Source organism: Mycobacterium sp. IDUB_9 (assembly GCF_055419505.1).
Genome location: NZ_JBVAXU010000001.1, coordinates 504679 through 522362, shown reverse-complemented (window position 1 = coordinate 522362; position 17684 = coordinate 504679). Strand labels below are relative to the sequence as shown.

Here is a 17684-nt window from a genome sequence, read left to right as displayed (position 1 = left end):
CCGCTTCCCGGCGGCACGGTGTGCTAGAACAGGATACGTAGCTACGGCGTAGCTACGTAGGGAAGGCTAGCATGGAGGTGCACAGTGAGTGGACGGCGAGAAAGCGTCAAGAAAGACCTCATCTTCATCGGAGGCCTGGTTGTCATCGGCGCCATTCTGATCGCCTACCTGCTGATACGTCCCGACACGGACGCCGTCTCCGCGGCGCCTGCCGCGGCGCCTGCCGCGGCGCCTGCCGCGGGGCCGTCGGTGACGTCGCAGGCAACCGACGCAGCGGCCGGTGGCACTGCTGGGAGTCACACTCCGGTGGAGCGTCGCCAGGCGGGTGATCCGCTGGCCTTGGGGGATCCCGACGCGCCCGTGGCGTTGGTGGTGTTCTCCGACTATCGATGCCCGTTCTGCGCCAAATTCAGCCGGGACACCGAGCAGGAACTCATCGAGCGCTACGTCGACGCCGGCCGGCTTCGCATCGAGTGGCGCGACTACCCGATCTTCGGCCCGCAGTCGATGTCAGCTGCGCGCGCCGGGCGGGCGGCGGCCGAGCAAGGCAAGTTCTGGGAATTCAACCGAGCCGTCTATGCGGCCGCCCCCGAGCGGTCGAAGGCGGACCTGACGGACGAGGATCTGATCGCCTTCGCCAGACAGGCCGGTGTCCCCGACATCGACAAATTCACCGAAGGGATGCGCGGAAACACCTTCGACGCCGCCATCAATGCCGATCTGGCACAGGGCAACGGCATCGGCGTCCCCAGCACGCCGGCATTCCTGATCAACGACGTGCCCATGCTCGGCGCGCAGCCCACGGAAGACTTCGTGCGTGCCATCGACGGAGCGTTGGCCGAACCGTGAGTGGCATCGGTCTGCTCGGCGCCTTTCTCGGTGGGTTGGCCTCGTTGCTCAGCCCCTGCTCGGCCCTGCTCCTACCGTCGTTCTTCGCCTACGCCTTCGACCGGTCAGGCCTGCTGATCCGGCGCACTCTCGCCTTCTGGGTGGGTCTCTGTGCGGTGCTGGTGCCGTTGGGCGCCGGCATCGGGGCGCTGGGCAGCGTCGTCACCCGCTATCGCGGCGAAGTCACCATGGTCGGCGGCCTGGTACTGATCGGATTCGGTCTGATGACGTTGTCGGGCAAGGGGTTCGGATTGACGGGCGTGCAACGGATGACGGCCCGGATCAACATCTCCGGCACCGTCTCGGTGCTGGCATTGGGGGCTGTGTACGGACTGGCCGGCTTTTGCGCGGGCCCGCTGCTGGGCGCGGTCCTGACCATGTCGGCGATGGGGGCGGACCCGGCCTACGGGGCACTGTTGATGGCGGTCTACGCCCTCGGGATGGCGGCGCCGTTGTTCCTGCTCGCCTGGTTGTGGGAGCGCTTCAACCTCTCCGAGCGGACCTGGCTGCGTGGGCGGCCGGTGCGTCTGGGTCCGCTGGAGACCCACACCACCTCGCTGCTCACCGGGGTGATCTTCATCGTTCTCGGCGGGGTGTTCCTGTTCACCGACGGCACCGCGAATCTCGGCGGCCTGCTTTCCGTCGACGCACAGTTCGACCTGCAGGTCTGGCTGGGCCGGCTGTCGTCGGGGGTCAGCGATCTCCGGTTGATCCTGGGCGCCGTGGTGGTACTCATCCTGTGGAGGTCGGTCCGGCTGTGGCGTCGGCGTGCCGCGAGCGGGAGCACGGCACGATGAGCAGAGAAGCTACTATCGCGCTACATAGGTTTGACGCGCGAGACCACGAAATGGTGACGGCGCACCCACGCGGGCGGTAATGGATATGGGAATAAACGGTTTTGGCGATCTCGAAGCTGTGGTGATGGAAGTGCTCTGGTCACGTGCCGAGCCCTCGACGGTGCGCAACGTGCATCACGAGCTCGTCGCCAAGCGCCAGATCGCCTACACCACGGTCATGTCGACCATGGACAACCTGTTCCGAAAAGGCTGGCTGGAGCGGGAGAAGATCGGTCTGGCGTACAGCTATCGGCCGGTGATGACCCGTGAGGAGCACTCCGCGCAGCTGATGCGCACGGTGTTCGAATCCGGGGGCGACAGCGAGCTGATTCTCAACTTCTTCCTCGAGCAGATCGTCGACGACGACTCGACGAAGCTCCGGCAGGCGCTCAAGAAGTTCACCGAGGAGCAGCCACGATGAACGCGGTCACGTTTCTCCTCGGCTACGCGATGGCTTTGAGCTGGCTGGCGCCGGTGCTGTTCGCCGGCCCGATCTCGGCCCGCATTCATCCCAGGCTCTCGGTTGCGGGCTGGCTGGTGGTCGTCGCAACCGCGTCATTCGCCTGGGTGGCGGCGTTGGTGATCCTGATCGCGGGTGCCGCCCACAGCCTGATCACTCGTAGCGCACCGACGTTCTGCGTCGAAACACTGGGGATCGCCAGCGCGGTGACGTTACCGCCCACTGTGGCTACGGTATTGGTCGTCGCCCTGCTTGCGGTCACTGCCGCGGTGGCGACCAATACCACGCGCCGTGTGATCGTCACGATGTACAGAACGCGGCGTGCCAACCGCCGACACGTCGAAGCGGTTCGGATCATCGGCAGGCCCACCGGCCACGACGGCGTCGTGGCCATCACGGCTGACCAACCGACGGCCTACTGCGTATCCGGCGGTCCGCAGAGTGCCATCGTCGTCACGACGGCGGCTTTGCAGCTGCTGAAGCCACCGGCGCTCGCAGCCGTTCTGGCCCATGAGCGGGCACACCTGCGGGGCCGGCATCACCACGTCATCGCGACGCTCAACACCCTCGCCGCGGCGCTGCCGCGGCTGCCCCTGATGCGGGCGGCGGCCCGGTCCGTGCCGGCGTTACTGGAGATGTGCGCCGACGACGCGGCCGCGCGCAGACACGGCCGTGAGCCGCTGCTGGCCAGCCTCGTCGCGTTGAGTACCCGGCACCGCGTCCCCGATGGCGTGCTGGCGGCGGCAGGGACTGCGGTGGCCGACCGCGTCACCCGGCTGCTGCAACCTCAGCGAGCGATCTGGTGGCGCCCACAGTCCCTGGCGATGGTGTTTCTCGTCCTCGCGACAGCCGCCACACCGGCCTTCGCGTTCACGTTGTGCACGCTCCAGCCGTAACCGTGGTCGGTCAGATGTGGCCGCTGCTGCTCGGGCCGGATCGGGGTCCGTAGCGTTCGGCGTAGGCCTGGTGGATGTGCGCGTTCTTCTTACGCGACAGCTCGTCGATGAGGGCCGGGTTCAGGCCGTGCTTGACGAGCATGTGACGCCGCCACACCTTGTTCAGGGCATGGGAGAAATACACGAACGGAATGAAGATCGGCACCGTCATGCTGGCGTGCAGGTAGAGCGACATCGGGATGAACCAGATCGGCGCCAGCACCAGGACCGCCGGGATCGCGACGCGCACCATCATCCGGACCGTGGCCCCTGGACCCGCCAGATCGTTGGCCACCCAGTCGCGCATCGAATCGGGCAACCGCTTGCCGTAGCAATACCCGATGTACTGCAGCGGGCCCGGTTTTGTGCGGGGGGCTTGGCCGGTGGGCATTGCAGAAGGGTAACGCCCGCTATTATGGATTGCGAATTTCGTCAATCCATCAATCATTGGGGCAGCGGTGACGGACAGCGTCCTAGAGGGTCCCGAGCGGCCGTTGTACGAGATCAAGGCGAACCTCTTCAAGGCGCTCGCGCATCCGGCGCGGATCCGCGTGCTGGAGATCCTGTCGATGCGCGAAGGTCCGACTCCGGTCAGCGAGATCCTGGCCGCGAGCGATATCGAGCCGACTCTGCTGTCCCAGCACCTCGCAGTCCTCAAGCGCCACCACGTGGTCAGCGGGCATCGGGTCGGCAACGCCGTGTATTACACGCTGGCTCATCCGAAGATCGCTGAACTGCTACTCATCGCCCGGACGTTCCTCGCTGACACCCTTGCTGCCCAGCGTGATCAGATCGACGCCATCGGCTCGCTGCCGCCGATCGGGACGTCGCGATAGGGCGAAAGTCGGCGCGGAAGACGACCCGAACTCTCACTTCCTGGCGTCGACCGCGTCGGGTACGGCCGCGAGTAGTTTCGCGTCGGCGGTGAGCAGCGTGAGCCCTTCCACGGTTGCCTGGGCGAGCAGGATCGCGTCGAAGGGATCCTTGTGCGGCAGCGCGGTGATGTCCGAGGCGAGGGTGTGGCGCCGCGTGATGGGAAGGTCCTGCAGGCCGGATCGGCCGACTGCACTCAACGATCAGCGCGGCAGCCGATCCAGCCAATCGGAGTTTCCGTCGACCGATTCGCCGTCGATGACCACCATCGGCACTCCGGAGTCGGGGAGCTGCCGCAGCAGCGGCAGGTTGTTGGCGGCGATGGCATGTCCGTCGAACGGGACGGGAAGTCCGAGCTTGATCATGTCCTGGGCCGACGGCGGTGCGCCGGCGCGGTCGGCCAGGCCGGCGAGTTGGTCGTTGCTGAGGTCCGTCGGGCCCTTTTCCTTCGGCTGCTGATCGGCGGCGTAGATCTGCTCGATGAACTGCCACGTGATGGCGCTCGATTGCGAATGGTCGGCGACGATGAATGCCGCATAGATCGCGCGACTGTCGTAAGTACCACTGGCCGAGTACTTTTCGAGAAAATTCACGAATCGCAGAGTGATGTGGAGCTTGCCGTCCTCGATGCGTCGGCCGATCTCGGCGCCTTGGTCTTGCACCATCTTCCCGCTGTAGGGGCACAGCGGATCCAGATAGAGGTCGATCTGACCGGGCGCCGCGGGGTCGCCGATGGAGAGAACATCCCCGGCCGACGATGCCGGAGCTGCCTGCGCGCGGCCGGCGCCGGGACCCCACATCACTGCCATCGTGAGTACGCCGACAAGCAGTGCGAAGTGAATCGTTCTGTGTGCCGACCGATTCGCAGCACCGGCTCCATTCGGGTTCACGTTCATGGGTTCCATCTTGTCTGACGGAGACGCGAGCGCCTCCGGACAGGGGTGGGCACCGGCCTCACGCTGCAGGTTAATCTTTTTTCTCTAGTTACTTAGAGGAAAAGTGGCAGAACGAGACAGTTTCTTGTTACTGTCCGGTAATGCGCAATGCCGGGGGGATTGTGGTCGTCCTCATGCTGATCATCGGGTCGCTCATCGCATCCACGACGTTGGCCTTCGCCGACACCGGCGACGAGCCGCAGTATGCAGATTTCTATCTCCCGCCGAACCCGCTGCCGGCCGGTGTACCCGGCGATGTGATCCGCACCGAACCGAGCCGGCTGGTACTCGAGCCGTCGGGTCAGCTGGGCGCCATCATGGCGACCGGAACGCGGATCATGTACCGCAGCACCGATTCTCGTGGGAACCCGATTGCCGTCACCGGCACCTATTTCGAGCCGTACAACGACTGGCCCGGAAAGGGGCCGCGTCCGCTGATCGTCTATGCGCCGGGTACCCAAGGGCAGGGCAACCAGTGCGCGCCGTCGCGGCAGTTCAACCAGGGCATCCACTACTCGGGTGGCTGGGACATCATGGTCAACTACGAGGAAGCGTTCATCGCGACCTTGGTGGCCCGTGGCTTTGCCATCGTGATGACCGATTATCAAGGCCTCGGCACAGACTCGATGCACACCTACGTCAACCGTCTGGCCGAAGGTCAGGCCGTCCTCGACGCCGGCCGGGCAGCCATGAAACTGCCCGACACCTCGCTGGATCCCCATGGCCCCGTGGCATTCTGGGGATATTCGCAGGGCGGTGGCGCAACCGCGTCGGCGGCGGAACTGGCGTCCGGCTACGCACCCGAACTCAACATCGTCGGCACCTATGCCGGTGCGCCGCCGGCCGACCTCAAGGAGCTGCTGCCCTACGCCGACGGAAGCGCGCTCGTGGGCGTTGTCGGGTATGCACTCAACGGCGTCATCGCCGCCTACCCCGAAGCCGCCGATGCCATCCGGTCGAAGCTCACCCAGCGCGGCAAGGACATGCTCGAGTCGGTGTCCCGCCAGTGCGTGGGGCAGACGATCGTCGACTTCGCCTTCCGGCATCTGCAGCCCTACTTCAACGAGGACATCAACAAGCTCGTCCACGAAGAACCGTTCAGCAGCCTGTTCGATCTACAGAAGCTCGGCCGGTACAAGCCGAATGCGCCAGCGCTGATCAACAGCAACCGTTATGACCCGCTGGTGCCGTGGACGGCAGCCAACCAGCTGGGCCGGGACTGGTGCGCGCAGGGTGCCGACGTCGAATTCCGCACCAATGAGGAACCGCCGTTCCTGAACAAGCTGGTGATCAACCATGCGCTCCCCATGCTCGTGGACGGGGAACCGGCCATGCAGTGGATCGCCGCGCGTTTCAACGGTGAACCCACCACACCCAACTGCGGGCAGTTCTGACCGTCGGGCGATATCGGCAGCCTTCGAACACTCGCTCGATAGACTGCGGGTATCGCTGAACGCAGGAAGTACAACGCCGCCCAGCGTCGCCGCGAATTGGCCGACGCTGCCATCGAACTGCTCGGCCAGGACGGTTCGCGCGGCGTCAGTCACCCCAAGGTCGACAGGAAGGCCGAGGTTCCCGACGGCACGACGTCGTTCTATTTCCGGACCCGAAATGCTCTGATGCACGCGATTGCCGGGCGCCTCAACGAACTCGACCTCGCCGACCTATCCCTGCTCACCGAGCTGACGGATGCCGACCCGACAGAGTTCGCCGGCACGCTCGGATTTGCCACCCTCGTCATGTATTCGGCCACCGAGCCCTGGCTCACCCGCGCCAAAGCCCGCTACGAGTTGGCGCTACAGGCCGGCCGCGACGAGGAACTGGCCGCAACGCTCAGCGAGTCCGTCGAGGGGTTCTACGGACTCGCACGCGCAGTCGTGACGGAATGGCATGCCGCGGACGAGAATCCGATGGCGCCCAACGTCGTCGACGAGCAGGCCAAGACCCTCTTCTCGTTCGTCAACGGAGTGATGATGACCTTCGTCATCGGACAACCGCTGGTGGACACCGCCGATCAGCTCGACCGGTTGATTCGCGGAGTCCTGGCGGGCTGGCCGGTCGATGGGGTTACCTGATGGTGGGGTCTGTGAGCACAGTGAGCACGTTTGGGAAGGGGATGCATCGTGACCGCGCCCAGTGAAGGCGAGGCAGACCGGACGCGCCCCGAAGTTGTGGCGTGGACTGCATTCGTCGACGGATTACGCACGGCCGGTGAGCAACTGGCGGCCGATACCGCCGGCCTGCCGGAATCCGAACGCGCCGACGGGTTCCGCGCGTTGCTGCGGGCAGTGTCAAATCAACTGGGGCGTGTGGAAGTCGATCGGGACAAACCCGAGTTCGTCGCATTCAACGGTTGGCGTCAGAAATTCCTGATGGACAACCCCGACTTCCAGTATTGGGTCGCCGACGTCCGCCCCGGCAGCCGCTACCGGATCCGTGGCAATCGTGGCGACGCCGCGTATGTGTCGATCACCGCCTATTCCGGTTCCAGCGGGGCTGTTGCTCAGGCGAACTCCCGGATCGACAGTGATGCAATCACGTTCGACGCCAACGGCGATTACCAGGTGGCGGTCGGCGGTGACCGGCAGGCGAACGATTGGCTGGAACTGCCCGATCGCGCGATCGTGATCTGGGTACGTCACTTTCACGATGACGCGCAGAGAGATCGCATCGGGTGGTGTGCCATCGAGGCGGTCGAATCGCCACCGGTCCCGGCGCCGATCGATCCGCAGCGCTTCGGCAAGCACCTGCTGAAATCGTCTGCGACCATCGCGGTGTTGCCGCGGATCTGGAACGGCGCGGTGGCCGTCGATCGCGAGCCACCGAACCAGTTACGCCACTGGACGGAGATGGCCGGGGGAGCGGTGTTCACCGAACCGGCCATCCACTACCTGCGCGGCGGTTGGCAGCTGGATCCCGACGAAGCGCTCCTCATTGAAGGCGATCTGGTGTCGTGCCGGTACTGGAACATCTTGGCGTACAGCAGATTTCTCAACTCACTGGACTACCGGCACCGGCGGGTCTCCTACACCGGTGCCACCGCGAACCTCGACGGCGGACGCTACCGATTCGTCGTCTCGGCCACCGATCCGGGTCCGGCCGCCGGAGACTGGATCGACAGCGAGGGCCGCGCCTTCGGCATCATCGTCATGCGGTTCCTGCAGCCTGAACAGCAGCCCGCACTGCCCACGACACGAGTCGTGCGCGTGGCCGACCTGACGGAGCGCGCATGACCGGTTGGACCGCGCCGATCCGCACACCGGATGCACTGAAGGTCTACGCGGCGGCTGAGCAGGATCAGGCTGCCCGCCCGGACCGCTATCAGCTCGGGGTGGACGCCGTCGACACGGTGATCGACCGGGCGACCCGCGGTGCCGGCGCCGGGGTTCTCGGCGACCCCGACGAGTGGCGTCCGGGTTTGGAGCAGTATCTGGCATCGGCCGAGGTGGACGGTCGGCTCAACGCACTCGGCGCATTGACCGCCCAGCGGACGGCGTCCGAGCGGCTGGCGGCCAGGATCGCGATGACGCGGTATCTGGGGGAACACCCCGCGACCGAGAACCGTCCGCTGTTGCCTCCGGTCATCATCATGGGCGGCTGGCGTACCGGCACCACATTCCTGTTTCGGCTGCTCGACCGCGATCCCCGATTGCGCGCCCCGTTGCCCGCCGAACTGGGCGCGCCGTGGCGGCTACCCGGCGACCTCGACAGCGAGGAACGTGACCGCCGCCTCGAAGCGGCCGCCGCGGGTCAGTACATGCTGCACGTCCTCAACCCGACGATGGCGGCCGTGCATGACTCCGGCCCGAACTTGCCGGAGGAATGTGTGCTCGGGATGGGCACCAGCCTGCGCAATTGGGGCTTTGCCGCCACCACCCGCCTCGACAGCTACGTGTCCTGGCTCGCCGGTGAAAGGTTCGCGAGCGAGTATGCGCAGCATCGGCGGATGCTGCAGATCCTCGACGCCGAAGATGGCCGACGCTGGGTGCTGAAAGCGCCGGCACATACCGCCGAGCTCAGCCACGTCATCGCGACGTACCCGGGCGCCTGCATCGTGCAGCTGCACCGCGACATCGTGGAGACCGTGGCGTCGGGCGCCAGCCTGTTCGCGATCTACCGGTCCACCTACAGCGACCATGTTGACGGGGTGGACGTGGGCCGGTTCCAATCCGAGCAGACCGAGCTGTGGCTGCGACGGGCCATCGACGCGAGGGCCACGGCGTCCACCGTCACCTGGCTCGACGTCCAGTACGCGGACCTGGTGGCCAACCCGGAGGAGACGGTGCGTCGCATCTACGCCGCGATGCAGGTGGAACCGCCGGACATCGCCGGAATGCTCGCCGAACATCATCGCGCCCAGCCGCGTCACGGCAAGGGCACACACCGCTATCTGCCGGAGGATTTCGGCATCAACGCCGCCGAGTTGCGCGAGCGGATGCACTTCTACACCCAGCTGTTCGACCCGTCCGACACGCATCGCATCGAGGCTTGACGGGCCATCCCGAGAGGGAGCGACTGGCGCTTATCGCGTCGCGCCATTACTTTCCCTGAGGTGATGTCCTCAGCCGTTGGCGCAGTCGCGCGGTCTATCGCTCCCTTTCTGACAGTCGCCTCGGTGGTCGCCGCGGGCCTTGCCACTGCTCCGGCACCGACGGTGCGCCTGGCCAGCGACGGCAACCCGCTCGAGGGGCATTCGTTCTACGTCAATCCCTCGTCGAAGGCCATGCGCGCCGCACAGGGCAACCCGAGCCCCGAACTGCAGGCGATCGCCAACACCCCCACGGCGTACTGGATGGACAACGTCTCCACCCCCGCGGTGGACGCGAAGTACATCGCCGCGGCCCAGGCCGCCGGCACCATGCCGATCCTGGCGCTCTACGGCATCCCGCACCGCGACTGCGGGAGCTACGCCGCGGGTGGATTCGGGTCGGCCGGTGCCTACAAGGGCTGGATCGACGGCGTCGCAGCCGCCATCGGGGGTGGGCCGGCCGCGGTCATCCTCGAACCCGACGCACTCGCCATGGCCGACTGCCTGTCGGGTGATCAGCGCGAGGAACGCTACAACTTGATGAGTTACGCCGTCGACACGCTGACCCGCAATCCGGGCACCGCGGTCTACGTCGATGCGGGGCACTCGCGGTGGACGGCTGCTGACGAGATGGCCAACCGGCTCAACCGGGTCGGCGTGGCCAAGGCGCGGGGTTTCAGCCTCAACACCGCCAACTTCTTCACGACCGAAGAGGAAATCGGTTACGGCGACGCCATTTCGGGGCAAACCGGCGGCAAGCCTTACGTGATCGACACGTCACGCAACGGTGCCGGGCCGGCCGAAGGCGAGATGTACTGGTGCAATCCGAGTGGGCGGGCCCTCGGCGTGGCGCCGACCACGGCAACCGGAAACGGCAACGTCGACGCCTTCCTATGGGTCAAGCGTCCCGGTGAGTCCGACGGCTCGTGCGGTACGGGCGAGGCATCCGCGGGCACCTTCGTCAATCAGTACGCCATCGACCTCGTCCGTAAGGCCCACGGGTAGACCGGCTTACTGGGGCGGGGGCGCCTCCGCCTCGCACTCAGCGAGCATCGGTGTGGTGAAGTCGACCGATCCGACACCGCCGAGGGTCATGCCGTTGTCGCGCAGCGTCATCGTCGTCGTGTAGCGACAGGTCTGATTGACCGTCAGCCCGGTGAGGAACTCGACGTCGTAGGTGTAGAGGAACGAACGGACGAGCTGGTTCGCGTCCCATGGCACATCGAGGGCGAAGCCCAGGGACGACCCGGACCGGGCGTTGAGCAACCGTGGGCCGACCTCACCGATGCCCGGCGTCAGGTAGAACGGGGCACCGTCGAGCTTGGTGCCGGACACGCTGACACTTCTGATGCGATAGCCGGTGGTGCCGGACGGGATCAGCGGACCGCGTCGGATGTTCGTGCTGAACAGGATTGAGTAGTTCGTGCCGCCGGCGATCGCTGTCGTGCTGAAACTCGTCGAGGTGAATTCCTGGGGGAGCTGGGCCGCGCAATTGCCGACTTTGCCCGATGGATCACCGCATTCCTGAGGTGCCGCCAGGGCAACCGGTGCGACGACCGCGGCTCCGATGATGGGTACCGTGACGGCCGCCCCGCGGATGAACGTGCGTCGGGAGAACGCACTTCCTGAACGATTGGTCATTGGTCTTCCTCCTTGTTCGCTCGTGCTGTCTGTCTCTCCAATTCCGAAGCTACAAGGGTCACACCGTGATTTGGCCGGGATTGGCAACTAGCGAAAGGAACCGGCTCCGCCGTCGACGAGCAGGGTCTGCCCGGTGAGATAGGTGGAATCGTCGCCGATCAGGAAAGCGACGACGGCACCGATGTCATTGGTGGGGTCGCCGATTCGTTTGAGCGAGGTGCTCCGGACGACCGCCTCATACTGTTTGGGCGCCATGTCGCGCAACACCTTCAGGCCGTCCGTCTCGGCGAGCGGACAGACCACGTTGACGCGGATTCCGTCGGCGCCCCATTCCAGGGCGGCAACTTTGGACATGCCGCGTATTGCTTCCTTGGCGCCGGCGTACGCGCCGAAGGAGTGGGTGCCGACAGTGCCCGCGGCTGAGCCCAGATTGACGATGGATCCGCCGCCGCCTTTGAGCAGGACCGGGTGGACCGCCTGCATGAGCCGGAACGTCGCCCGTGGCCCGGTGTCGTGGACCCGCTCGTACTCCTCGGCGGGGATGTCGACGAACGGGATGGGGCCGGCGCTGGCCACGGCGTTGTTGACCAACGCGTCCACCGTGCCGAATGCGTCGAGCGCCGCGTCGACGATGTGCTGCGCGCTGCCGGGATCCCGTAGATCGGCCACCGTCGATGCCGCCTCGAACCCGGCCTCGACGAATTCTGCTGTGGTGTTTGCCAATACCTCGTCGAGAATATCGGTGACCAGGACACGGGCCCCGCGGGAGAGCAGGGCAGTGGCGATGCCTTTGCCGACACCGCGCGCGGCACCGGTGACGATCGCGACGTGGCCGTCCAATGAGTGCGGATGGCTGTATGAGGACATGCGTTGCCTTTCTGGAGTCGACCAGATTTGGCACGCTAGCTCATATGATCAAGCGCTGACGAGGAAGTCGAGGAACACCATTGTTGAGTGATCTGCGTTTCTGCCATCTGGTTGTCGGCGTGACTGACATGGACCGGGCCCTGGACTTCTACCGCGGTCTGCTGGGCATGGATGTGGTGTTCGACCAGTTGATTTCCGGTGAACCGTTCGACGCCGTCCTGCACTCGTCCCGCCGGCAGGAGGGCCGTGTCGTCGGGGGAGTGGTGGGCGGCGTCATGCTCGAGCTGCTGAGCCTGGGCACCTCGACGCCGGCTGGATCGGGGAAACGGGGCATCGTCGGCAATCAGAACATCGCTTTGTCGGTCACTGATCTCGACGCGACGTATCGGGCCGTGATCGACGCGGGCTTCCAGCCCGTTCAAGAGCCGTTCCCCATCGACCGGGTCCGGATGTTCTTCGTCAACGATCCCGACGGCACGGCAGTGGAGTTCGTCGAGTTTCCCGGTGGCGCCCGCAGCAGCTATGAAATGCATCGCGGCACAGAGATCACTGCAGAAACGTAACCGTCTCGGACCGACAGCGAGGCCGCGGTACGACAGCACTTCGCGGATATCGCGAGTGCGCTGCTCCGGTAGAACTCACACACCGCCCGACGCCGGTGTGAACGGCTCCTTACCGGACGGATACTGCCGGGAAACTGGATCGCCGACAGGTGTTGCAACTGTGGGGCGATGACCGCAGACCCTGTTGACCCACTCTGGCTTCGGCCGGTGGCCGCGCCTGCGCCGGTGGTGAACCTGGCTCCTAGGGCCGGCGCCGATGTGCGTCAGGCACAGGCGTTCATCCCACTTCTCGAGGCTGAAATGGCTGACCTCCAGTCGCAATTGGAACGGATCGACGTGCGCGTCGCGGCCGGCCGGCCGGGAGCGCACCACCATCAGACAGCGCTGCGAACGCGACTCAACGAGGTCAGACGCCTGCTCGACGCTCTCATCTTCCGGTTTCCTTCCGCCTGAGCTTCCAGTCGCCGATGGCGGCCAGGCGGCGGCGCTGCTGGGCCGCGGCAGCGGTGTCCAGGCCGTGGCCGCGCTCTTCAAGGTTGGTGATGACGCGCTCGCGATGCTCGACGGGATTGGCGTCGTCGTATTTGAACTTGGCTTCCACACGCAGCACCTTCAGACGTATGCCGCGAATGCCGGGCAGCATCCGCCCGTACGGATCCTCGCCGGCGGCGACGTCGGCATGGCGCCCTTCAGGCTGGAAATCTCTGAGTTGATCCGCCAGGATGCGTGCCTTGCCTTCGGGGTCATCGACAATCGTTGGACGGCAGACGAACTGCACCGACGAGTAATAGCTCGTGGGCACCCCGTCCTCGTCGGCGCCGCCGGCCTTCGCGCGCCAGTAGGTGGGGATGTAGGCGTAGTCGCCGATCACCGTCAGGCGCACCTCGGCGGCCGCCTCCAGATGTGGCCACACCGGGTTGGGCCGGGCGAGGTGCATGAGCAGTTCGGCGCCGGCATGGGTGAAATGGCTCGGCACCATCAGCGGCGCGGCAGCCGGGCTGAGGTTGTTGACCGCAAGAATCCCGAATCGGTCCGTGCCGGCGAGCCAGTTCTGCCATTCGGTCTCGTCGAGCGCGGCGTCCCATGGGTGGATCAGCATGTCAATCTCCTTGCCGTCGTTGGGCGGTGCCGACGCCGGGTTCGAACACCGTCAGAGCGAACCGCGCGGGGGCGTCGTGCGGGTTGGCATACGCATGCACGACGTCGCCGGGGAAGGACACGGCGTCCCCGCGCTCCAACGCCATGACCTGGTCGTCGACCTCGACGTCGATCGCCCCCTCGAGGACGTGAATCAGTTCTTCGGTGCCGGCTGCGTGAGCCTCACTGGCGTGGCGATCACCGGGTCCGAGCGACCAGTCCCACAGCTCGACGACATCCGGTGGGGTGGTACCCGCCACCAGAACCCCGCGGCCACCGGCCGCGCCGGTCCACAGTTGCGCACCGTCACCGGCGCGGGTGACTTTCACGGGCCGGTTCTCCGGCGGTTCGACGAGGGCGGGCAGCCCGACGCCGAGCGCGTCGCTGAGTCGCAGGAGTGTCCCGACGCTGGGATTGACCTCACCGTGCTCGACGCTGATGACCATGCGCCGGCTGACCGATGCGGCAGCTGCGAGCTGATCCAGCGTCCAGCCCCGGGCCGCGCGTTCCTGTTTCACCCTGGCGCCGATCGCGGTGGCCAGCTTGGCCGCAGCCCCGTCCATCGGTGCAATATAGCGCACTATCAGTGATCGTATCTGCACTGTGTCGCAGGCATCAATTTGGACTTGCTGGTCCATTTTCCTCGGGGCACGCTCTGACGTATCAGCTCTTACTGGAGGTATGCGGTGAATCTCGGTGAATTTGGCGTGTGGCAACCGGCGTATGCCACTACACCCGAAATGGCAAAGCGGATCGAGGACCTGGGCTACACGGCGTTGTGGCTGGGCGGCCCGGAGCCAGATCTGTCGGGGGTCGACGACCTGCTTGCCGCCACTGACCATCTCGTGGTGGCCAGCAGCATCTACAACATCTACCGCGGTGAGGCGACCACGTTGGCGGCAGCGTACCGGCGTATCCAGCGGTCATATCCGGACCGTCTGCTGCTGGGCCTCGGGGTGGGGCACCCTGAGCAGGTTCCCGAGTACAGCACACCGATGGCTGCGCTGAACGGGTTCCTCGACGGCCTTGACGAGCACGACATCCCTCGCGAGAAGAGGTTGCTGGCTGCACTGGGGCCCAAGATGCTGGCGCTGGCGACCGGGCGGGCGGCGGGCTCGGTGCCGTACCTCGCAACGCCCGAGCACACCCGTCGCGCGCGGGCGGCGCTGGGGCCTCAGGGGATCCTGGCGCCTGAACAGAAGGTGGTTCTCGAGTCCGACCCTGAGCAGGCCCGTGCTCTCGCCCGTCCGCGGATCAAGCATCCGTACCTCGGATTGGTGAACTACACCAACAATTTACGACGGCTCGGGTTCACGGAGGAAGATCTGGCCGGAGACGGCAGCGACCGGTTGATCGACCAGCTCGCTGTCCACGGTGACGCAGCGGCGGTCGCGAACGGACTGCGCGCGCATTTGGCGGCTGGGGCGAATCACGTGCAGATCCAAGTGGTGGGTGAGCATTCGGCGCCGCACCCGCAGATGCCTGAGGTTCTGCTGCAGGTCTATGACGAGAGAGCGTTCGGGATCTACGAGTCCCTCGCCGGGGCTTTGGGAATTGCACCCGGGTGACTCACGTCAGCGGGTCGTGCTGCCCGCACCCTGCCAGACGGTGTCAAACGGTGCGTTGCCGCTGATCCGATTTACGATTCCGGCGGTGGTGAACTCCTTGGCCACGCGTACCGCCTCGGGGACGCTGGACCCCTTGGCCAGAGCGGCGGTGATTGCCGCGGCCAGCGTGCATCCGGCGCCGGCGACTCGGGCCTGTCCGACCTTTGGCGCGCGCAGGATCTCGGCGTCCTTGCCGTCGAAGAGGACGTCGACTGCGTCGTCACCGGGAAACTCGACTCCGCCCTTAACGAGAACGTGGGCCGGTCCGAGATCGGCAATGCGCCGCGCCGCCTCGACGAGATCGTCGATCGAGGAGATCGCGTCCATCCCGGCGAGAGTGCGCGCCTCGAACAGGTTCGGGGTGACGACCGTCGCGAGCGGCAGGATTTGCCGGCGCAGAGCGGTGTCGGTGTCGAGCGCAGCGCCGGGCTCCTGCCCTTTGCAGATCAGGACGGGGTCGACAACGATGTGCCGCCATGATTGCCGGGCGAGAGCCTCTGCGACGACGTCGATGGTGGCGGGGGTGCCGAGCATGCCGATCTTGACGACATCGAGGTCGTAAGCCGACGTCGCCGCCTCGATCTGATCGGCGATGACCTGTGGGTCGACGGGCACGAATCGGTGGCCCCAGTTCGACTTGGGGTCGAACGACACAATGCAGGTCACCGTGCCCAGGCCGTAGGTGCCGAACTCCTGAAAAGTGCGCAGGTCAGCTTGCAGGCCGGCGCCGCCGGTGGCTTCGGATCCGGCGATGACATACGAGAGGGCGACCACGTGGGTGAGCGTACGCCTGGGGCTACGAGCGTCCGACGTGTCCTCGGCGGATACTGGCGTACGTTGCTGCGCTCTTCAGAGGTGGGAGGACTATGCCCCGTCATCGTGCGTTCGCTCAGGTCGACGTGTTCTCGCGAACCGCGTACCTGGGCAACCCCGTCGCCGTCGTCCTCGATAGCGAAGGCCTGGATGACGTTGCGATGCAACGACTTGCACGCTGGACCAACCTGTCGGAGACAACGTTCGTGCTGCCTCCGACGCGGCCGGAGGCCGACTACCGTCTGCGCATTTTCACCCCGGGTGGCGAGCTACCGTTTGCCGGGCACCCCACGCTGGGTTCCGCACACGCCTGGCTCGGACACGGCGGGCTCCCTCGGAGTGAGGGATATGTCGTGCAGGAATGTGGCGCTGGACTCGTGGATATCCGGCAGCGCGATGCGGAGCTGTACTTCCAGGCGCCACCGACGCTGCGATCCGGGCTGCTCGAGGACGACTACCTGGGTCAGATCGTCGAGGCTTTCGGGCTGGCGCGCACCGACGTCGTCGCGCACCAGTGGGTGGACAACGGTCCAGGGTGGGCGGTGCTCGTGCTGGGCAGCGCGCAGCAGGTGCTCGAACTGGAACCCGACTTGGCTCGGATTCCCACGGCCATGGTTGGTGTCGTCGGTGCGTATCCACCCGGGTCGGCACATGACTACGAGATGCGGACGTTTGCACCGGGTGTGGGAGTTCCCGAGGATCCGGTGTGCGGCAGCATGAATGCCTCGGTGGGGCAATGGCTGACGAGTACCGGCGCAGCTCCGGCGGAATACCGGGTCTCTCAGGGCGCGCGGCTCGGCCGGGCCGGCGAGATCAGCGTGGTGGCTGAATCCGATGGGTCGGTCTGGGTCGGTGGTGTCACCACCACCTGCATCGAAGGTGTCGCCATCCTCTGACCGGTTCGTGATCGCTGGTCATTCGGGCACGAAAGTGAGTGATTGACAATTCAACAGGTTTTCGACAGCGTGCAAGGTGATCGCTTGCTACGTCGCGGTGCGGAAGCGCGGTACTCCGGAGGATCGCGTCGGTTGCTGCGTGCGGCGGAACCGCGACGTGGCGTTGTCCGGTCGCAGTGCGAATTAGGGTGTATAGCCCAGGTTTAGGACGAAATTGTTCCATTCGTGCGGGACTTATCCGGCAACCGCAAGCATACTTTTTTGTTAGCTGATAACGTCGCACTCATGAAGCTCGTGCAATGTATGGCCGCCGCCGCGGCTGCACTGGCGGTCTTTGGCGCCGCCGCGTGCAGCAGCGGGTCCACGGACCAGGCCCCGACTACCAGCCCTGTCCCGGCCGAATCCACTTCCAGCCACCATGGTCCGGTCAAATCTCCGGGTACAGCGCCGGCACCGGCTCGGCCTGGCCCGTCCACGCAGCCGATGATGCCCAATCCGAATGGGGACGGCTCGATGGTGCCGTGCGAGGGCACGATCTGCACGAACCCGAACCATGGGGCGGGTGACAACCCGGATGAGAATGGCGGGGCGGTGATGCCCAACCCGAATGGTGATGGCTCGGACGTGCCGTGCGAGGGCACGATCTGCACGAACCCGAACCATGGGGCGGGTGACAACCCGGATGAGAATGGCGGGGCGGTGATG

At 65.8% G+C, this 17684-nt stretch carries 22 protein-coding genes and 1 pseudogene; 15 read left to right on the top strand and 8 right to left on the bottom strand.

Features of this window, described 5'->3' with window-relative positions:
• Positions 1-84 precede the first annotated feature (84 nt).
• From ACZY08_RS02655 to ACZY08_RS02640, 4 genes are all read left to right on the top strand, one after another.
• Entirely contained in the window at positions 85-849 is a 765-nt protein-coding gene (locus ACZY08_RS02655) for a DsbA family protein (RefSeq protein ID WP_463743057.1), read from the top strand.
• The gene (locus ACZY08_RS02650; RefSeq protein WP_463743056.1) at positions 846-1685 is read left to right on the top strand and encodes a cytochrome c biogenesis CcdA family protein; all 840 of its coding nucleotides are present in this window, start codon (positions 846-848) and stop codon (positions 1683-1685) included. The genes ACZY08_RS02655 and ACZY08_RS02650 overlap by 4 nt, the downstream gene beginning before the upstream one ends.
• An 85-nt stretch (positions 1686-1770) precedes the next feature.
• Positions 1771-2145, top strand: a complete 375-nt coding sequence (locus ACZY08_RS02645; protein ID WP_463744117.1) for a BlaI/MecI/CopY family transcriptional regulator — start codon at positions 1771-1773, stop codon at positions 2143-2145.
• Positions 2142-3080 (top strand): M56 family metallopeptidase, encoded by a 939-nt coding sequence (locus ACZY08_RS02640; protein WP_463743055.1) that lies wholly within the window; start codon positions 2142-2144, stop codon positions 3078-3080. The genes ACZY08_RS02645 and ACZY08_RS02640 overlap by 4 nt, the downstream gene beginning before the upstream one ends.
• A 10-nt stretch (positions 3081-3090) precedes the next feature.
• Here ACZY08_RS02640 and ACZY08_RS02635 read toward each other — a convergent pair whose 3' ends face one another.
• A complete protein-coding gene (locus tag ACZY08_RS02635) occupies positions 3091-3510 on the bottom strand; it encodes a DUF5313 domain-containing protein (RefSeq protein ID WP_463743054.1) in 420 nt (139 codons plus the stop codon).
• A gap of 67 nt (positions 3511-3577) precedes the next feature.
• Between ACZY08_RS02635 and ACZY08_RS02630 the strand changes: the two genes are divergently transcribed.
• Entirely contained in the window at positions 3578-3955 is a 378-nt protein-coding gene (locus ACZY08_RS02630; RefSeq protein ID WP_463743053.1) for an ArsR/SmtB family transcription factor, read from the top strand.
• Between the two features lie 33 nt (positions 3956-3988).
• Here ACZY08_RS02630 and ACZY08_RS02625 read toward each other — a convergent pair whose 3' ends face one another.
• Positions 3989-4192, bottom strand: a complete 204-nt coding sequence (locus ACZY08_RS02625) for a PIN domain-containing protein (RefSeq protein WP_463743052.1) — start codon at positions 4190-4192, stop codon at positions 3989-3991.
• A 3-nt stretch (positions 4193-4195) separates the two neighbouring features.
• On the bottom strand, positions 4196-4801 hold the full coding sequence (locus ACZY08_RS02620) for a DsbA family protein (protein WP_463743051.1): 606 nt from the start codon (positions 4799-4801) through the stop codon (positions 4196-4198).
• 227 nt (positions 4802-5028) lie between these two features.
• Between ACZY08_RS02620 and ACZY08_RS02615 the strand changes: the two genes are divergently transcribed.
• The 5 genes from ACZY08_RS02615 (at position 5029) to ACZY08_RS02595 (ending at position 10460) form a co-directional block, all read left to right on the top strand.
• The gene (locus ACZY08_RS02615) at positions 5029-6321 is read left to right on the top strand and encodes a lipase family protein (RefSeq protein ID WP_463743050.1); all 1293 of its coding nucleotides are present in this window, start codon (positions 5029-5031) and stop codon (positions 6319-6321) included.
• 117 nt (positions 6322-6438) lie between these two features.
• Positions 6439-7002 carry a TetR/AcrR family transcriptional regulator gene (locus ACZY08_RS02610; RefSeq protein WP_463744116.1) on the top strand — a complete coding sequence of 188 codons (564 nt, stop codon included), beginning with the start codon at positions 6439-6441 and terminating at the stop codon, positions 7000-7002.
• 48 nt (positions 7003-7050) lie between these two features.
• Entirely contained in the window at positions 7051-8160 is a 1110-nt protein-coding gene (locus tag ACZY08_RS02605; RefSeq protein ID WP_463743049.1) for a DUF1214 domain-containing protein, read from the top strand.
• On the top strand, positions 8157-9419 hold the full coding sequence (locus ACZY08_RS02600) for a sulfotransferase family protein (RefSeq protein ID WP_463743048.1): 1263 nt from the start codon (positions 8157-8159) through the stop codon (positions 9417-9419). The genes ACZY08_RS02605 and ACZY08_RS02600 overlap by 4 nt, the downstream gene beginning before the upstream one ends.
• A gap of 63 nt (positions 9420-9482) precedes the next feature.
• Positions 9483-10460, top strand: a complete 978-nt coding sequence (locus ACZY08_RS02595) for a glycoside hydrolase family 6 protein (protein WP_463743047.1) — start codon at positions 9483-9485, stop codon at positions 10458-10460.
• Between the two features lie 6 nt (positions 10461-10466).
• Here the strand turns inward: ACZY08_RS02595 and ACZY08_RS02590 are convergent, their stop codons facing one another.
• Positions 10467-11096 carry a hypothetical protein gene (locus ACZY08_RS02590; protein WP_463743046.1) on the bottom strand — a complete coding sequence of 210 codons (630 nt, stop codon included), beginning with the start codon at positions 11094-11096 and terminating at the stop codon, positions 10467-10469.
• Positions 11097-11183: 87 nt separating this feature from the next.
• Positions 11184-11963, bottom strand: coding sequence for an SDR family NAD(P)-dependent oxidoreductase (locus ACZY08_RS02585; RefSeq protein ID WP_463743045.1), 780 nt, complete (start codon positions 11961-11963; stop codon positions 11184-11186).
• An 83-nt stretch (positions 11964-12046) separates the two neighbouring features.
• Here ACZY08_RS02585 and ACZY08_RS02580 point away from each other — a divergent pair, with 83 nt between their 5' ends.
• Both ACZY08_RS02580 and ACZY08_RS02575 read left to right on the top strand, forming a co-directional pair.
• The gene (locus ACZY08_RS02580) at positions 12047-12526 is read left to right on the top strand and encodes a VOC family protein (RefSeq protein ID WP_463743044.1); all 480 of its coding nucleotides are present in this window, start codon (positions 12047-12049) and stop codon (positions 12524-12526) included.
• A 168-nt stretch (positions 12527-12694) separates the two neighbouring features.
• Positions 12695-12979 carry a hypothetical protein gene (locus ACZY08_RS02575; protein WP_463743043.1) on the top strand — a complete coding sequence of 95 codons (285 nt, stop codon included), beginning with the start codon at positions 12695-12697 and terminating at the stop codon, positions 12977-12979.
• Here the strand turns inward: ACZY08_RS02575 and ACZY08_RS02570 are convergent.
• Together ACZY08_RS02570 and ACZY08_RS02565 are read right to left on the bottom strand one after the other, a co-directional pair.
• Complete coding sequence (locus ACZY08_RS02570) at positions 12954-13625, bottom strand: FMN-binding negative transcriptional regulator (protein ID WP_463743042.1); 672 nt, start codon at positions 13623-13625, stop codon at positions 12954-12956. The genes ACZY08_RS02575 and ACZY08_RS02570 overlap by 26 nt on opposite strands.
• A 1-nt stretch (position 13626) precedes the next feature.
• On the bottom strand, positions 13627-14226 hold the full coding sequence (locus tag ACZY08_RS02565; RefSeq protein WP_463743041.1) for a helix-turn-helix domain-containing protein: 600 nt from the start codon (positions 14224-14226) through the stop codon (positions 13627-13629).
• A 123-nt stretch (positions 14227-14349) separates the two neighbouring features.
• Between ACZY08_RS02565 and ACZY08_RS02560 the strand changes: the two genes are divergently transcribed.
• The gene (locus tag ACZY08_RS02560) at positions 14350-15231 is read left to right on the top strand and encodes a TIGR03620 family F420-dependent LLM class oxidoreductase (protein ID WP_463743040.1); all 882 of its coding nucleotides are present in this window, start codon (positions 14350-14352) and stop codon (positions 15229-15231) included.
• A 6-nt stretch (positions 15232-15237) separates the two neighbouring features.
• On the opposite strand, the gene thiD is transcribed toward ACZY08_RS02560, so the two are convergent.
• Positions 15238-16044 carry a bifunctional hydroxymethylpyrimidine kinase/phosphomethylpyrimidine kinase gene (gene thiD / locus ACZY08_RS02555; protein WP_463743039.1) on the bottom strand — a complete coding sequence of 269 codons (807 nt, stop codon included), beginning with the start codon at positions 16042-16044 and terminating at the stop codon, positions 15238-15240.
• Between the two features lie 92 nt (positions 16045-16136).
• Between thiD and ACZY08_RS02550 the strand changes: the two genes are divergently transcribed.
• Both ACZY08_RS02550 and ACZY08_RS02545 read left to right on the top strand, forming a co-directional pair.
• Positions 16137-16979 (top strand): PhzF family phenazine biosynthesis protein, encoded by an 843-nt coding sequence (locus ACZY08_RS02550; RefSeq protein ID WP_463743038.1) that lies wholly within the window; start codon positions 16137-16139, stop codon positions 16977-16979.
• A gap of 486 nt (positions 16980-17465) precedes the next feature.
• Positions 17466-17684 (top strand): annotated as a pseudogene (locus tag ACZY08_RS02545) (hypothetical protein); the annotation flags it as partial.

Coding starts and splice junctions, on each gene's coding strand:
- ACZY08_RS02600 (WP_463743048.1), top strand. CDS start 8,157: ATGACCGGTTGGACCGCGCCGATCCGCACACCGGATGCACTGAAGGTC.
- ACZY08_RS02620 (WP_463743051.1), bottom strand. CDS start 4,801: ATGGCAGTGATGTGGGGTCCCGGCGCCGGCCGCGCGCAGGCAGCTCCG.
- ACZY08_RS02575 (WP_463743043.1), top strand. CDS start 12,695: ATGACCGCAGACCCTGTTGACCCACTCTGGCTTCGGCCGGTGGCCGCG.
- ACZY08_RS02585 (WP_463743045.1), bottom strand. CDS start 11,963: ATGTCCTCATACAGCCATCCGCACTCATTGGACGGCCACGTCGCGATC.
- ACZY08_RS02550 (WP_463743038.1), top strand. CDS start 16,137: ATGCCCCGTCATCGTGCGTTCGCTCAGGTCGACGTGTTCTCGCGAACC.
- ACZY08_RS02595 (WP_463743047.1), top strand. CDS start 9,483: ATGTCCTCAGCCGTTGGCGCAGTCGCGCGGTCTATCGCTCCCTTTCTG.
- ACZY08_RS02640 (WP_463743055.1), top strand. CDS start 2,142: ATGAACGCGGTCACGTTTCTCCTCGGCTACGCGATGGCTTTGAGCTGG.
- ACZY08_RS02635 (WP_463743054.1), bottom strand. CDS start 3,510: ATGCCCACCGGCCAAGCCCCCCGCACAAAACCGGGCCCGCTGCAGTAC.
- ACZY08_RS02590 (WP_463743046.1), bottom strand. CDS start 11,096: ATGACCAATCGTTCAGGAAGTGCGTTCTCCCGACGCACGTTCATCCGC.
- ACZY08_RS02565 (WP_463743041.1), bottom strand. CDS start 14,226: ATGGACGGGGCTGCGGCCAAGCTGGCCACCGCGATCGGCGCCAGGGTG.
- ACZY08_RS02570 (WP_463743042.1), bottom strand. CDS start 13,625: ATGCTGATCCACCCATGGGACGCCGCGCTCGACGAGACCGAATGGCAG.
- ACZY08_RS02645 (WP_463744117.1), top strand. CDS start 1,771: ATGGGAATAAACGGTTTTGGCGATCTCGAAGCTGTGGTGATGGAAGTG.
- ACZY08_RS02615 (WP_463743050.1), top strand. CDS start 5,029: ATGCGCAATGCCGGGGGGATTGTGGTCGTCCTCATGCTGATCATCGGG.